This window comes from Niveibacterium sp. COAC-50 (assembly GCF_013184235.1).
Classification (GTDB): domain Bacteria; phylum Pseudomonadota; class Gammaproteobacteria; order Burkholderiales; family Rhodocyclaceae; genus Niveibacterium; species Niveibacterium microcysteis.
Genome location: NZ_JABCJM010000002.1, coordinates 248,134 through 263,134 on the forward strand (window position 1 = coordinate 248,134; position 15,001 = coordinate 263,134).

At 65.4% G+C, this 15,001-nt stretch carries 17 protein-coding genes; 10 read left to right on the forward strand and 7 right to left on the reverse strand.

What is annotated here, in order from left to right; translation table 11 throughout:
- Positions 1-60: 60 nt before the first annotated feature.
- The 6 genes from HH302_RS08605 to HH302_RS08630 all read left to right on the forward strand — a co-directional run bounded on the left by HH302_RS08605 (position 61) and on the right by HH302_RS08630 (position 4,777).
- Complete coding sequence (locus HH302_RS08605; protein ID WP_172201339.1) at positions 61-1,194, forward strand: PilT/PilU family type 4a pilus ATPase; 1,134 nt, start codon at positions 61-63, stop codon at positions 1,192-1,194.
- Positions 1,195-1,294: 100 nt separating this feature from the next.
- Entirely contained in the window at positions 1,295-1,990 is a 696-nt protein-coding gene (locus HH302_RS08610; protein ID WP_172201341.1) for a head GIN domain-containing protein, read from the forward strand.
- 71 nt (positions 1,991-2,061) lie between these two features.
- Positions 2,062-2,670 carry a bifunctional phosphoserine phosphatase/homoserine phosphotransferase ThrH gene (thrH, locus tag HH302_RS08615; protein WP_172201343.1) on the forward strand — a complete coding sequence of 203 codons (609 nt, stop codon included), beginning with the start codon at positions 2,062-2,064 and terminating at the stop codon, positions 2,668-2,670.
- Between the two features lie 47 nt (positions 2,671-2,717).
- Positions 2,718-3,578, forward strand: coding sequence for a formyltetrahydrofolate deformylase (purU, locus tag HH302_RS08620; protein WP_172201345.1), 861 nt, complete (start codon positions 2,718-2,720; stop codon positions 3,576-3,578).
- Positions 3,579-3,905: 327 nt separating this feature from the next.
- Positions 3,906-4,526: a flavin prenyltransferase UbiX gene (locus tag HH302_RS08625; protein WP_172201347.1), complete on the forward strand. Its 621-nt coding sequence runs from the start codon at positions 3,906-3,908 to the stop codon at positions 4,524-4,526.
- Positions 4,523-4,777, forward strand: coding sequence for a hypothetical protein (locus HH302_RS08630; protein ID WP_172201349.1), 255 nt, complete (start codon positions 4,523-4,525; stop codon positions 4,775-4,777). The genes HH302_RS08625 and HH302_RS08630 overlap by 4 nt, the downstream gene beginning before the upstream one ends.
- A 15-nt stretch (positions 4,778-4,792) precedes the next feature.
- On the opposite strand, the gene HH302_RS08635 is transcribed toward HH302_RS08630, so the two are convergent.
- The 6 genes from HH302_RS08635 to thiL all read right to left on the reverse strand — a co-directional run bounded on the left by HH302_RS08635 (position 4,793) and on the right by thiL (position 9,277).
- Positions 4,793-5,845, reverse strand: coding sequence for a two-component system response regulator (locus tag HH302_RS08635; RefSeq protein ID WP_172201350.1), 1,053 nt, complete (start codon positions 5,843-5,845; stop codon positions 4,793-4,795).
- 119 nt (positions 5,846-5,964) lie between these two features.
- Positions 5,965-6,453 (reverse strand): N-acetyltransferase, encoded by a 489-nt coding sequence (locus HH302_RS08640; RefSeq protein WP_172201352.1) that lies wholly within the window; start codon positions 6,451-6,453, stop codon positions 5,965-5,967.
- A 9-nt stretch (positions 6,454-6,462) separates the two neighbouring features.
- Positions 6,463-6,960 (reverse strand): nicotinamide-nucleotide amidase, encoded by a 498-nt coding sequence (gene pncC / locus HH302_RS08645; protein ID WP_216661898.1) that lies wholly within the window; start codon positions 6,958-6,960, stop codon positions 6,463-6,465.
- On the reverse strand, positions 6,957-7,439 hold the full coding sequence (locus HH302_RS08650; RefSeq protein WP_172202612.1) for a phosphatidylglycerophosphatase A: 483 nt from the start codon (positions 7,437-7,439) through the stop codon (positions 6,957-6,959). Before HH302_RS08650 ends, pncC begins: the two co-directional genes overlap by 4 nt.
- An 18-nt stretch (positions 7,440-7,457) precedes the next feature.
- Complete coding sequence (locus tag HH302_RS08655; RefSeq protein WP_172201356.1) at positions 7,458-8,324, reverse strand: DMT family transporter; 867 nt, start codon at positions 8,322-8,324, stop codon at positions 7,458-7,460.
- On the reverse strand, positions 8,321-9,277 hold the full coding sequence (thiL, locus tag HH302_RS08660; protein WP_172201358.1) for a thiamine-phosphate kinase: 957 nt from the start codon (positions 9,275-9,277) through the stop codon (positions 8,321-8,323). The genes HH302_RS08655 and thiL overlap by 4 nt, the downstream gene beginning before the upstream one ends.
- 187 nt (positions 9,278-9,464) lie before the next feature.
- On the opposite strand from thiL, the gene HH302_RS08665 reads away from it, so the two are divergent.
- The 3 genes from HH302_RS08665 (at position 9,465) to HH302_RS08675 (ending at position 12,254) form a co-directional block, all read left to right on the forward strand.
- Positions 9,465-10,703: a glycerophosphodiester phosphodiesterase gene (locus HH302_RS08665; RefSeq protein ID WP_253946076.1), complete on the forward strand. Its 1,239-nt coding sequence runs from the start codon at positions 9,465-9,467 to the stop codon at positions 10,701-10,703.
- Positions 10,704-10,850: 147 nt separating this feature from the next.
- Positions 10,851-11,648, forward strand: coding sequence for an ABC transporter substrate-binding protein (locus HH302_RS08670; RefSeq protein ID WP_172201360.1), 798 nt, complete (start codon positions 10,851-10,853; stop codon positions 11,646-11,648).
- 147 nt (positions 11,649-11,795) lie between these two features.
- Positions 11,796-12,254: a hypothetical protein gene (locus HH302_RS08675; protein ID WP_172201362.1), complete on the forward strand. Its 459-nt coding sequence runs from the start codon at positions 11,796-11,798 to the stop codon at positions 12,252-12,254.
- On the opposite strand, the gene HH302_RS08680 is transcribed toward HH302_RS08675, so the two are convergent.
- Positions 12,251-12,661 carry a hypothetical protein gene (locus HH302_RS08680; RefSeq protein WP_172201364.1) on the reverse strand — a complete coding sequence of 137 codons (411 nt, stop codon included), beginning with the start codon at positions 12,659-12,661 and terminating at the stop codon, positions 12,251-12,253. The genes HH302_RS08675 and HH302_RS08680 overlap by 4 nt on opposite strands.
- Positions 12,662-12,844: 183 nt before the next feature.
- Here HH302_RS08680 and HH302_RS08685 point away from each other — a divergent pair, with 183 nt between their 5' ends.
- Positions 12,845-14,998 (forward strand): 4Fe-4S binding protein, encoded by a 2,154-nt coding sequence (locus tag HH302_RS08685; RefSeq protein WP_172201366.1) that lies wholly within the window; start codon positions 12,845-12,847, stop codon positions 14,996-14,998.
- Positions 14,999-15,001: the final 3 nt, after the last annotated feature.

Sequence of the window (15,001 nt, forward strand, 5' to 3'; positions counted from 1 at the left end):
GTCCGCTCGCAACGGCCTCTGCACACGTCTCCCGCGCGAACAACAAAGGGACTGAACATCATGGAACGCGATCAGGCACTCAAATTCATGCACGACCTGCTCAAGCTGATGATCAGCAAGCGCGGGTCGGACTTGTTCATCACCGCGGGTTTTCCGCCGGCGATCAAGATCGACGGCAAGATCGTGCCGCAGTCGAACCAAGTGCTGACACCACAGCACACCGCTGAGCTGGTGCGCTCGGTGATGAACGACCGTCAGGCCGCGGAATTCGAGTCCACGAAGGAATGTAACTTCGCGATCTCGCCGGCCGGCATCGGCCGCTTCCGGACCAACGCGTTCATCCAGCAAAGCCGGGTGGGCATGGTGTGCCGGACGATTGCGCAGAAGATCCCGACGATCGACGAACTGGGGCTGCCGCCGATCCTGAAGGACATCGCGATGTCCAAGCGTGGCCTGGTGATCTTCGTCGGCGGCACCGGCACCGGTAAGACCACCTCACTCGCCGGCCTCGTCGATTACCGCAACGAGAACAGCTACGGCCACATCATCACGCTGGAAGACCCGATCGAGTACGTCCACCCGCACAAGAACTGCGTCGTGACGCAACGCGAGGTCGGCATCGATACCGACAGCTGGGAAATGGGCCTGAAGAACACGCTGCGGCAGGCGCCGGACGTGATCCTGATGGGTGAAATCCGCGACCGCGAGACAATGGACTACGCCGTGGCCTTCGCCGAAACCGGCCACCTTTGCCTCGCCACGCTGCACGCCAACAGTGCGAACCAGGCGATCGACCGGATCATCAACTTCTTCCCGGAAGACCGTCGTCACCAGCTGCTGATGGATCTGTCGCTGAACCTGCGCGGCATGGTGTCGCAGCGCCTGATCCCGATGAAGGATCGCAAGGGCCGCGTGCCGGCGGTCGAGATCCTGCTCAACTCGCCGCTGATTTCCGACCTGATCTTCAAGGGCGAGATCGCCGAGATCAAGGATCTGATGAAGCGCTCGCGCGAGCTGGGCATGCAGACCTTCGACCAATCGCTCTTCGAGCTGTACGAACAGGGGCTGATCAGCTACGAGGATGCGCTGCGCAACGCCGACTCGATCAACGACCTGCGCCTGCAGATCAAGCTCAACAGCAAGCACTCGGACCGCGACCTGTCGGCGGGCATCCAGAACCTCGACATCGTCTGAACGCCGCACCGCGCTGAATCGTGTCGGCACTTGGCGCCGACACACACTGCATACACATCAAGCGCAGCATGCCGACCTGCCCATTACCCGGAGGCTCGACATGCTGCGCTTGATGCTTTTCACCGCCGTGCTTTCGATCTCGGCGCCTGCCGCTTGGGCCGACAACGGAACCCTCGACAAGGCGCTACCTGCCTTTGATCGAATCGAAGTGAGCGTGCCCTTCGACGTGAGCTGGCAGGCGGGGACACCGCATGTGTCGGCCGAGGGCGATGCCGAATACATCGAACGCCTTCGGTTTGAGGTACGCGACAGCAAACTCTTCGTTGACGCCCGGCCTGGCAACTTAAGCTGGTTCGGGGCCGAGCGCAAGCTCAAGATCCGCATCAGCTCGCCCGGCCTGCGCGAAGCCCGGCTGATCGGCTCGGGCGATCTGATGCTCAATGCGCTGAGCGGCGAGGCGCTCGCGATCAGCCTTTCCGGCTCCGGCGACCTGGTCGCGCACGGCGTCAAGGCGAAGCGTCTCGATGTGCGTTTGTCCGGCTCGGGCGACGTGGTCGCAGACGGCGAAACCGACACCTTGCAGGCCGCGCTTTCGGGCTCCGGCGATATCAAGCTGAAGGCGCTGCAAGCGCGAGAGGCAACGCTGACGCTTGCCGGCTCCGGCGACATCGAAGCGCGCGCCGGCGAGCGCACTGCGGCGAGCTGCACCGGTTCGGGCGATATCGATGTGTATGGCCCCGCCGCGCAGCGCGAAGTCAGCAAGGTCGGCAGTTGCGAGATCGACTTCCACCCGTGACCCAGGCCGCGAGGCTAGCGCGCCGGCCTGTTAGAATTGCAGGTTACCCGCAACCCTAGCCAGGAAGTCCCGTGAAGATCGTCTGTCTCGACCTCGAAGGCGTACTCGTCCCCGAAATCTGGATCGCCTTCGCCGAAGCCACCGGCATCGAAGCCCTGCGCCGCACCACGCGTGACGAGCCGGACTACGACAAGCTGATGAAGTATCGCCTCGACATCCTGGCCGAGAAGGGGCTGGGCCTGCCACAGATCCAGAAAGTGATCGCCGGCCTGTCGCCGCTCGAAGGCGCCAAGGCGTTCCTCGACGGGCTGCGCGAGCAGTATCAGGTCGTGATCCTGTCCGACACCTTCTACGAATTCGCCAAACCCTTGATGGAACAGCTCGGCATGCCGACGCTGTTCTGCCATCGCCTCGAAGCGGACGCCACCGGCAAGCTGGTGAACTACCACCTGCGCATGCCGGATCAGAAGCGCGCCGCGGTGAAGGCTTTCCAAGGGCTCAACTTCAAGTGCATCGCCGCCGGCGATTCGTACAACGATACCGCGATGCTCGGCCAAGCCGAAGCCGGCATCCTGATGCACCCGCCCGAGAACGTGATCCGCGAGTTCCCGCAGTATCCGGTGGCGCGCGACTACGACACGCTGCGTCGCTACATCGACGAAGCCGCCGCCCGCATCTGAGCCTTGCCCGGGGCGCCGGACGGCGCCCCTTCTGGACGCATCCCCCCATGCACACGCAACGCTTCTATACCCTCACCGCCTCCTGCCCCGACCGCGCCGGCATCGTCGCCCGCGTGACCGGCTTCATTGCCGAGCACGGCGGCTGGATCTTCGAATCCAACATGCACACCGATCACGAAGCGCAGCGCTATTTCCTGCGCATCGAGATCCGCGCCAATTCGCTGCCCTTCCTGCTGGCCGAGTTGCGCGAGCGCTTCGCGCCGATCGCGCGCGAGTTCGACATGGACTGGAAGATCACCGACAGCGCGGTGAAGAAGCGAGTCGTGCTGATGGTGAGCAAGCAGGAGCACTGCCTGTACGACCTGATCGGCCGTTGGCAGAGCAAGGAGCTGGACATCGAGATCCCCTGCGTGATCTCGAACCACGACACCTTCCGCGGCTTCGTCGAGTGGCATGGGATCCCGTTCCACCATGTGCCGGTCAATGCCGACAACAAGCCGGCCGCGTATGCAGAAGTGCGCCGCATCTTCGAGGAGGTGCGTGGTGATGTGATGGTGCTGGCGCGCTACATGCAGATCATCCCGCCGGAGATGTGCCGCGACTATCCGGGCCAGATCATCAACATCCACCACAGCTTCCTGCCCAGCTTCGTCGGCGCCAAGCCCTATCACCAGGCGCACACCCGCGGCGTGAAGCTGATCGGTGCGACCTGCCACTACGTCACCGAAGAACTGGACCAGGGGCCGATCATCGATCAGGACGTGATCCGCGTGGATCACTCCGACTCGGTCGAAGACATGGTCCGCTACGGCAAGGACATCGAGAAGGCGGTGCTCGCGCGCGGCCTGCGCTACCACTTGGAAGACCGGGTGCTGGTGCATGGCAACAAGACGGTCGTCTTCCGCTGAACCTGCCCCCGTCCGCAATCAGGGCGCCCGCGAGTGGGCGCCCTTTTTGTTGGGGATGCCGCATAGCCGCCATCTATCGACGGCATCGAGACAGTCGATTGGCCTCAACGCTCGTGGCTACCTAAACTCGGCACATCGATCACACACGACCAGCGGGAGCACGACATGAGCGCCTTCCTCCACACAGCGGCCGAGGTTCTCATCGAGACGCTTGCAGCCCTCGGCGAGGCAGGCTGAACCGCAACACGGCGAGATCGCGCCGACGCGCGGGCACCACGGCCGCATGGCCACGTACAATTGCGCGATGCTCGCTCACGGAGTAAACCGATGACCCGCCGCATCGCCCTTGCCTTCACCGGCGCCTCCGGCATGCCCTACGGCATCCGCCTGCTCGAATGCCTGCTGGCGGCCGGCGTGAAGGTCGAGTTGCTGTACTCGCAGGTCGCCCAGATCGTCGCGCGCCAGGAGATGGATCTCGCGCTGCCGGCGCGCCCAGCCGAAGTACAGGCCCTCTTTGCCGAACGCTTCGGCGCCGCCGAAGGGCAGTTGGCCGTGTATGGCCGCGAAGAATGGTTCGCGCCGCTTGCCTCCGGCTCGAATCCGCCCGACGCGATGGTGATCTGCCCTTGCACGATGGGCACGCTGGCTTCTATCGCCGCGGGCCTGTCGTCCAACCTGATCGAGCGTGCCGCGGACGTTTGCCTGAAGGAGCGCCGCCCACTGGTGCTGGTGCCACGGGAGACGCCCTTCTCCACGCTGCATCTGGAAAACATGCTGAAGCTATCGCGCATGGGCGTCGTGATCCTGCCGCCCAGCCCCGGGTTCTACACGCATCCGCAGACTGTGCAGGACATGGTCGATTTTGTCGTCGCGCGGGTCCTCGATCAGCTCGGCGTGCCCCACACGCTGATCGCCCGCTGGGGCGAGACACCGGAGGTCGATGCATGAGACGCGTAATCTGGACGAGCGCACTGATCGCGCTGACGCTGGCCGGCTGCAGCAAGCTGACGATGCAGAACTATCAGAAGCTGCAAACCGGCATGACGCAGCAAGAGGTGGAAGCCCTGATCGGGTCAGCCGGCAGTTGCGACGAAACGCTGGGCATCCGCGCCTGCACCTGGGGCGATGAAGCGCGCAATGTGAAGGCGAACTTCGTCGCCGGCAAACTCGTGCTGATGTCGGCGCACAACCTCAAGTAGGCGCGAACGCGGGCGTTACAACTCGGCGCGCGTATCGCCAACGTCGAGATAGCGGCGGCGCAGCACCAGGATATCGGGCAGGCAGGCTTCGAAAGCAGCCACCACGGCAGGGTCGAAGTGCCGCCCCGACTGGCCACGGATGTAGGCCAGCGCCTCGTCGAGGGACATGGCCGGCTTGTATGGCCGCACCGACATCAGCGCATCGAACACGTCGGCGATCGCCACCACGCGCCCCTCGATCGGGATCGCTTCACCCGCCAGCCCGGCCGGGTAACCGCTGCCATCCCATTTTTCGTGGTGCGATAGCGCAATCGAGCGTGCCGCGCGCAGCAGGTCGTCGTCGTGAATGCCGATGATCTCGGCGCCGATCGTGGCGTGCAGCTTCATCGTCGCCCACTCCTGCGGATCCAGCGGACCCGGTTTGAGCAGGATGTTGTCCGGAATGCCGATCTTGCCGATGTCGTGCATCGGCGCGGCCATCAGGATCAACTCCGCAGTCGCCGGCCCGAGGCCGTAGGCCAGCGCGATCAGCCTTGCACTCTGGCTCATTCGCATGACATGGTTGCCGGTCTCGTTGTCGCGGAATTCCGCCGCGCGAGCCAGGCAGCCGATCAACTGGCGGCGCGATTCGCTCAGCTCACCGGTGCGCTGCGCCACCATGCGCTCGAGTTCCTGCGTCTGGTCATACAACGCGAGGTGGGTGCGCACACGTGCGCGCACGATCGCAGGGCTGATCGGCTTGGTGATGTAGTCGACGGCGCCAAGCGACAGCCCGAATTCCTCGTCCTCGGCGGCGTCCATCGCCGTTACGAAAATCACCGGGATACGGCGGCGGTCCGGATTCGCCTTCAGGCGCCGGCACACTTCATGGCCGCTCATGCCGGGCATCATCACGTCGAGCAGGATCAGGTCGGGCGGTGCATCCGAGTAGATCTGCCGCAGTGCGCGTTCGCCGCTGTTGGCCACCTTGACGCGGTACTCATCCTTGAGCACCGCGGAGAGCAGGTCCAGGTTGTCGGCGGCATCATCGACGATCAGCACCGTCGGCCGGGAACGCAGGTCAAGCATTGATGCACCCTTCTCGCGCGAACGATTTGCCGCCAGCCCGATGCCGGCGGTTCATCCGGGCCTGCGCGCGGCCCTCACGACCGGTTTACGGGCGAGTGGCCGCCCGCTTGAGCAAGCGCTCATTCGCCCAGCCAGCGCTGCATGAACATCGCCTTGCCCCACGCCGGGTCCAATGCGTAATCGGCAAAGCCACAGGCCTGATACAGCGCACGCGCCGGCGCATTGCCTTCGAGCACCTCCAGCGTCACCTTGCAGCAATCCAGCGACTGGGCCAGCGCGATCACCTGCTGCATCAGCGCGCGCCCGACCCCGCAGCCGCGGTGCGCGGGGAGCACGGCAAAGTCGTGCACATTGAGCAATGGCGCTGCCGCAAAGGTTGAAAAGCCCTCCATGCAGATCGCCAGGCCAGCCGGCTGCTCTTCGACATAGGCCAGCAACACATGAACGCCGGGGCGATCGGCGAGCGCGCGCGGCAGGCGTGCCTTGGCCTGATCGCTGAGCCCGTCGCCACCACCTGCCGGGTCGTGGGCGTAGGCGTCCAGCAGCAGCAGCATGGCGGCTGCGTGTTCGGGTTGGTGCAGGTCGGCGCGGAAGATGTCGAGCTTCATCGTGTCGGTTCAGGTGCGGGTCAATGGGAGTTGAGGCAGCGCCTCAAGCGCGCGAGTCACGGTCTGGCGGCGTACCGCTTCGCGCGATCCGTCGAAGCGGTGCAGTTCTGCAAGGGTAACGCCTGCCCGACTCGCCCAGGCGATCCAGACGGTGCCGACGGGCTTCTCGGGCGAACCGCCGGTCGGGCCGGCGACACCGGAGACCGCGATCGCGTGACTCGCATTCGACCGGGCAAGCGCGCCTTCGGCCATCTCGCGCACCACCGCTTCGCTGACGGCGCCGTGTTCGGCGAGCGTCGCGGCACGCACGCCGAGCATCTCCTGCTTGGCGTCGTTGGAATAGGTGACCCAGCCGCGATCGAACCATGCAGAGCTGCCAGAGGTTGCGGTGATCACTTCTGCGATCCACCCGCCGGTGCAGGACTCGGCGGTTGCAAGCGTGTGTCCGCGGGAGGCGAGCCAGTCGCCGGCGTCCTGCGAGAGTCGTTCGAGCTCGTGTTCCATCAGCCGATCAGCCTTTTCAGAATCGCCAGCACCAGTAGCGCATAACCGGCCGCCAGGAGATCGTCGAACATTACGCCGAGGCCGTGCTTGAAGCGCGCGTCGCACTGGCGGATCGGCGGCGGCTTGACGATGTCGAAGCCGCGAAACAGGACGAAGGCCAGCAGCTGCCACAACAGGCCCGCCGGGGTGAAGAACAGCACCAGCCACATCGCAACGAACTCATCCCATACGATGCCACCGTGGTCGATCTCACCCAGCTTGCGGCCCGTCACTTCAATCGCAAACGCCCCCAGCACGAAGCACCAAGCGAGAAACAGCAGGAAGCTCCATTCGGTGTGGAACAGCCCGCGCAGCATCGGATACAGCGCCCATGCGGCAAGCGTGCCGAAGGTGCCGGGCGCCTTCGGGGCAAGGCCGGACCCGAAGCCCAGCGCGAGAAAGTGCGCCGGATGCGCAAATAGGAAACGGACGGTGGGGCGGATGCTCATGGCGCGATCCTATCAGGCCGCATCGCTGACGGCTGCGGGCGCCGGCTGCCAGGCGGACACCAGCGCAGCACTGGCGACCAGCAGTGCGCCAGCGATTTCGCGAACGCCCATCGCCTCGCCGGCCCACCACCATGAGAACAGCGCGGCGAACACCAGCTCGGTACTCATCAGCATCGCCGCCAGGTTGGCGGGCAGGCGCTGCAACCCCCACTGCATCGCCACGATGATGCCGAGCATCGCAAGGCCGACGAAGGCCGCCATGCCAAGCGGCGCCGCATCCGGGGCCGGCATTTCGCCCTCGGCGAGCAGCCAGCCCGCTGCCAGCACCAGCTCGACAAGAAAGATCAGCGCCACGCGCGGCCGCTCGTCGCCGTGGGGCAGCGCACGGATAAGCACGTTGTAGACCGCGAGGCTGAGCCCGGCGAGGAGCGCCACCCATTCCCACGGCGTGGCGGGCCATGGATAGCCCAGCGCGGGATGCCACAGCATCAGCAGCGCGCCACCGCTGCACAGCGCCAGCGCAACGCAGCCGCGCAGGCCGGGGCGCTCGTGCAAGAGCCACCATGCGAGCGGCACCGTCCATAGCGGTGCGGTGTAGAGCAGCAGCACCACTTTCATCACCGGTGCATGGGTCGCGGCCGCGTTATAGCCGAGGTTGCAGATCGCCGAGGCAAGCGCCATCACGAGCAGCCGCGGATCGCGCAGGAAAGCTGGCAGGCGCCCGCGCGACCAGATCAGCGCGCCAACAGCGCCGAAGGCGAAGGCCAAGGTGTTGGCCTGCGCGCTGCTGAGGCCGCGCTCCAGCAACCAGCGGAACGGCCACCAGATTGCGGCCCAGCACATGGCAGTGCCGATCAGCGTCAGTGCAGGGCGGTTCATGCGAAGTGATCGAAACCGCGAGGGGGTAGTGCCACGATCGCGCCATCGCGCTGGCGCAGTTGCAGGCCGGGTGGGGCCACGCAGGTGCCGATACGGCTCAGCGGCAGGTCAAGCTGTTTTGAGATGGCCGCAATCGCGTCGCGTCTGTCCGGTGCGGCGCAGAAAAGCAGTTCGTAGTCGTCGCCGCCGGCCAGCACACAGCGCTGCGCCAGCGCGGCATCGCCACAGGCCGCTTGCGCGTGCGCCAGCGGCAGCGCCGCCTCGTCGAGCACCGCGCCGCAGGCCGAACGTTCGAGGATGTGCGCCAGGTCGCCGGCAAGCCCGTCCGACACATCCAGCATCGCCCTCGCCACACCACGCAGCGCCAGACCGAGCGCCACACGAGGCTGAGGCCGTTCGAGTGCCTCGACGCAGGCGTCGCGCCAGTCGGCGTCGAGCGGCGTGCCGTCGAGCAGATGGCGCAGGCCCAGCGCGGCCAAGCCCGGCCAGCCGGAAACCCAGATGTCGTCGCCCGCGTGGGCGCCACTGCGGCGGATTGCACCGCCCACCTCGACCTCACCGAACGCGGTCGCGCACAGGTTCAAGGGGCCGCGGGTCGTGTCGCCGCCGATCCAGTCGACGCCGTGGGCCTCGCTGCACTCGGCAAAGCCGCGCGCCAGCGCTGCGATCCAATGCTCGTCGACCGCGGGCAGCGACAAGGCGAGCGTGATCCAACGCGGCTGCGCGCCCATCGCGGCGAGGTCGGAAATGTTCACCGCCGCGGTCTTCCAGCCCAATCGTTCGGCGTCGGTATCCGGCAGGAAATGCGTGCCGGCAACCAGCATGTCGGTCGTCACCACCAGTGCGTGCCGAGCCGACGGCTGCACGATCGCGCAGTCGTCGCCCACCCCCAGCACGGTATGCCGCGTGGGGCGGGTGAAGTGGCGGGCGATCAAGTCGAATTCGGAAGTCATCGTTCTACGGGCAGGTCCGGCGGCAGCGCGAGGCGAGATTATCCCCTGTGCAGCCGGGTACGCGTCAGATGTTGGCGCTGCCACTCGCGCGCCACGCGGCCTGTCATGCGTTTGCCATCAAAGGCTCACGGAGGCGTCATCGGCGCTGCATAGGCTCGGGCGATCCACCCGACCACAGGATCCTTCGATGCACATCCACACCTCGCACCGCCCCCGCCGTCAAACCCTCGCCATTTCCCTCGCCATCGCGGGCATGCTCACGCTTGCCGGCTGTGGTGGCGACGACAGTTCGCCGGCCATCACGCCGACACCGCAAGCCTTTCGCACCCTCGGCGGCACGCAACCGATCGTCGTCGCCCACCGCGGCGCTTCCGGCTACCTGCCCGAGGAGACGCTGGAGGCCTACCAGATGGCGATCGACATGGGCGCCGACGTGATCGAGCCCGACCTGGTGTCGACCAAGGACGGCGTACTGATCGCGCGGCACGACCCCAACCTCGCCTACAGCACCGACGTCGCCAGTCACCCGGAGTTCGCCGATCGGAAGAAGACCACCACGGTCGATGGCGAAGTGCAGACCGGCTGGTTCGCCAGCGACTTCACCCTGGCGGAAATCAAGACGCTGGGCGGCATCTCGACCGACGCCGAGCGCCCCCAGCAGTACAACGGCCTCTACAAGATCGCGACCTTCAAGGAGATCATTGACCTCGCGAAAGCGCAGAGCGCCAAGCTCGGCCGCACGATTGCGGTGTACCCCGAGACGAAGAACCCGAGCTACCACCGCGACCTGGGCCTGCCGCTGGAGGGCGCGCTGATCTCGATGATCAATGCCGCCGGATGGAACAGCAAGACGGCGCCGATCTATGTACAGAGCTTCGAGCCGGGCAGCCTCAAGTACATGAAGGAAAACGGCCTCAACACCAAGCTGATCCAGTTGATCGACGCCGACGACGTGGACCTGAAGACCGGCCAGCTCACCTACGCGGCGCCCAACGACAAGCCTTACGACTGGGCCAAGGCGGGCGACCCGCGCGGCTTCAAGGACATGGTGACGCCGGCCGGCCTCGCCGAGATCGCCACCTACGCCGACGGCATCGGGCCGTGGAAGCCCTACATCGTGCCGGTGAAGGGCACGCTGGATGCGAACGGCGCGGTCAAGGACATGAACGGCGACGGCAAGATCAACTATGCCGATGCAACCACGCAGACGCCGACCACGCTGATTGCCGATGCGCACAAGGCCGGCCTGATGGTGCACGCCTACACCTTCCGCAACGAGAAACGGCGGCTTGCCTTTGACTACAAGGGCAATCCGCAGGCCGAGTACCTGCAGTACTACCGGCTCGGCATCGACGGCCTGTTCTCCGACTTCACCGACACCGCGGTTGCCGCACGCGCCGCTTACCTGAAGGAGCTCGGCCGCTGATTCCCGAGGCGGCGCTGCCCGCGTCGAGCGATCGGCGCGGGCAATATTCCCGCCACCCGGCATGCCTTGAGGGATACGATGCCGGCTGGCGCCGCAGCGTCTGTTGTAGCGGCGACCAGCAACCTCCATCGAGCATCCTGAAGTGCGATGACCCTCCTGCGCAGAGTTCTTGTCCTGATCGCCGCAGCGCTGCTCCTGCTGCCCCCCATGCCGGCCGCCGCCGACTGCACCCTGCTTCGCTACGCAACAAACCCGAACTACCCACCCTTCAGTTGGCCCGGCGAGCACGATGACTACAAAGGCGCCAGCGTCGAACTCCTCAAACTGGTGGCCCCGCCCGGCGTCACGCTGGTGCCGATGATGTTCCCCTGGAAACGCTCGCAAGCCATGGCCGAAGCGGGCCAGATCGATCTCCTGCTGAGTTTGCGCATCACCCCTGAACGCGAGCGCTACCTGAGTTTCACGCGCACGGCGGCCTTCGCCAACCCGATCGTGGTGTTCGTGCCGGAGACCAGCCCGATCAAGTACGCAGACTGGCAAACCCTGAAGAGCTACCAGGGCGGAGTGAGTCTGGGCGACGCCTTCGGCAACGGTTTCGACGAATACATGCGGGACAACCTGAAGGTTGACACCGCGCCGACGATGATCGAGAACTTCCGCAAACTCAAACTCGGTCGCATCGACTACTTCGTCTCCGGCGACTACCTCGGGCGCGCCTACCTGCGCAGTGCCGCTGGCAAAGCCGGAGCGCGCGTGGTCAGCATCGATCCGCCCATCAGCAGCGGCAGCATCCACTTCGGCTTCAGCCGCAGATCTGCCTGCATCGGCCTTCTCAAGGACATGGACGCGCGCCTTTCGGAGCTCAATGCCAAAGGAATACCCGCCAGATTGCTCGATGACGCACTCAGCGCTTTCGCGCTCGAGTCCGGCTATGAGTGGAAGTAGTGCGCAGAAGGCTCAGCCGAGCACGCTTGCATCCACTACCAATCGACTGAACGCCTCCGCGCTGCCGTCCACCACGCTGCGCCGCGAGCGCATCCGTCGCACAGGGCACAGCCTGCCCCGCCAGCTCCCGTGCGGAAGATTCACCTGATGCCCGACTACGAAACCCTCGATGCGATTGCCGACGCCTACACGCCCTTGCTCGGGGGCCTGTGGCTGATCCTGGCGCTGTCGCCGTTGGCTCAGCGGCAGTGGCGTCTCGCCGGCATGCGCATCGCGTTCGGGCTAGCGACACTGGTGGTCTGCTACAGCCTGATGTTTGCCGACAAGGCTTTGGGCCTCTGGCCCGCCGTGGGCCTCGACTACAGCACCCACAGTGCGGTCGCGATTGCCGCGGTCGCCATCCTGTGCACCCTGTTGCCGCGCGGGCGCCCGGTGTGGCTGGCATCGCTGCTCGCCTACTTCGCGCTGATGCTTTATCAGCGTTATCACAGCGTGGCGGACATCCTCAGCACCTCCGCGATCGTCGCACCGCCGATCGTCTGGCTATGCGTGCGCTTCGCCGCCTCGGTGGCGCCGCAGCGCAGCACGCGGGCGCAACAAACCTAGCGGCCGCATTGTTTCGCGGAACCCCCGTAATACACACGGTCGCGCCCCAACTCGAAATACAGCAAATCGTCGGCCGTCGTTCCAATGAAGGCCTCAACCGGCGCGTTCGCCGCGTCCTTTGGCGCCAGGCTGAATCCGATGGCGTCCTGCAAGCTCGCATCGGCCTCGGCGCCGAGGATCTTCAGCACCGGTTGATCATCGACACGCCCAGCAGTCTGCAGGGCGTACAGCGCCACATCCGTCCCCTCCGGCCGGCCGTATGTGAGGCTCACAACATCCCCCGCCTGCGCCATCTCAACGTAGTAACGCGGGTCGGCAGCGCAGAAGCGCTGCGTGAAGTCACCCGCTGCCACGATCGCCGGCATGGCGAGCAAAAGCGGTGAGAGACAGGTAAGCAGTCGGTTCATGAAGAGTCCTGAGCGTCGAGTCAGCGCAACGGCGAACGGCATTCTAATTCGCGACCATCACCAGTCAGCGGACCCTGCTACCTGCGCGCAACAGGACGGATCCCGTTTCTTGCCCCGCGACAAGGAAGCGACCGTCCCCGGACTGCGACACTTTGCCGCACCAAAGGTCCGGAGTGCCTGGCAATGCCCCGTTTCACCCGTTTTCTTCGCGCGACGATCGCCTTGGCCGGCGCGCTCTTGTGCCTGCAGCCCACGGCAGTACAGGCGCTGGCGTATGAAGCCAAGCTCGCGCCTGAACTCTTCACCGCACCGGATCTCTGCGCCTACACCGATTGCAAGGCGGTGCTGCCGGGTGCCGAGCGCTTCTCGCCTCGCGATGGGCAGCCGCGCTTCGCGACCGGCTACAAGGGCGACACGGCGATCGGTTACGTCTTTCTCTCGACCGATCTGGTCGACATCCCGGCCTACTCCGGCAAGCCGGTCATCACGCTGATCGGCATGGACACTGCCGGGCGCTTCACCGGCATCCGCGTGCTGAAGCATTCGGAACCGATCCTGCTCCTCGGGATTCCGGAAACGAAGCTGGACGCCTTCGTCGGCCAGTACCTCGGCAAATCGGTTGCGCAGCATTTCGAGGTCGGTAGTGGTGACAAGCAGACCGTCGGGCTCGATGCAATTTCCGGCGCGACGGTGACCGTCGTTGCCGAAAATCAGGTCATCACCCGCGCGGCGCAGCAGGTGGCGCGCAAGGTCGGCATCCTGAAGAGCGCAGTGCGCCCGAGCGCGCGTTACAAGGACGTCGGTGACATCGCCGACTGGGACTCGCTGGTGAAGGCCGGCGCCGTATCGCGCCTGACCCTGCAGCCGGCCGACGTGGGCGAGCCCGATACCGGCCAGCCTTACCTCGATTTGTGGGTCGGCGTGCTGAACCACCCGACGCTGGGCCGTGCGGTGCTGGGTGCGACCGAATGGCGTGCGTTGATGACGCGGCTCAAGCCGCATGAGACCGCGCTGATGGTGATCAGCGATGGCGCCGGCTCGTTCAAGGGCTCCGGCTTCGTGCGCGGCGGCATCTTCGATCGCGTTCAGGTGAAGCAGGACGCCGACACCTACACCTTTCGCGATCTCGACTACCTGAACCTCTATTCCCTGCAGGCGAAAGGCCACCCGAACTTCCGCGAATCGGGCATCTTCATCCTGCGCGACGCAAGCTTCTCCGCCGCCTGGCCGTTCCGCTTCGTCTACCTCGCCAACAAGCAGGACAAGTCGACCGGTCAGCGCCAGTTCATCAACTTCGAGACCAAGCTGTGGCTGCCGGATGCCTGGCTCGAAGGTGGCCGCCCGGCAGTGAGCGAACCCGAGGCCCCTTGGAAGAAGATCTGGCGCGACAAGGCGCTCAGCATCGTCTTCTTCGTCGCCTTCCTCGCCATCGTCGCCTTCACCTACTCGCGCCGCGACTGGCTGACTGCGCGCGCGACGATCCGCGACAAGCGCTGGGTGGCCTGGCCCAAGTATGTGTTCTGGACGGTCAGCATCGTGTGGATCGGTGGCGTGCTGATGGCGCAGCCCTCGATCACGCATGTGATGACCTGGTTCCACTCCCTGATCTCGCGCTGGGAGTGGGAGCTGTTCCTCACCGACCCCTTCATCTTCATCTTCTGGTGGTTCATCTTCATCACGCTTTTCGTGTGGGGCCGCGGGCTCTTCTGCGGCTGGCTGTGCCCCTTCGGTTCGCTGTCGGAGCTGGCCTACAAGATCGCCGGCAAGCTGGGTTTGAAGCGCTTCCAGCGCCATCTGCCCAAGCCGTTGCACGACAAGCTGAAGTGGGTGAAGTACGGCGTGTTCTTTGCGCTGATGGCAGTATCGCTGTGGTCGATGACTGTGGCCGAACAATTCGCCGAGGTCGAACCCTTCAAAACGACCTTCCTCGTCGGCCCGTGGAACCGCAGCTGGCCCTTCCAGTTGTTCTTCACGGTCGTGCTGGGGCTCTCGCTGTTCATCGAGCGTCCATTCTGCAAATACGTCTGCCCGCTTGGCGCCGGGCTTGCGATTCCAACCAGCTTCCGCCTCTTCGGCCTGCGCCGCAAAAAGGAATGTGGCCCCTGCAAGGCCTGCGCTGTGCAGTGCGGGTCACTGGCGATTGCGGCAGACGGCAAGATCGACCAGCGCGAGTGCCTGCTATGCCTCGACTGCATGGTGTATTACCACGACGCGCACGCCTGCCCGCCGCTGGCGACCGAACGCAAGCGGCGCGAGAAGGCGGGCCTCAAGCTCACCCCGATCGGGCGCGACGGCTACTTCATTCCGATCAAGGAAGTGCGGGGCGAGGCTCCGTAGGCT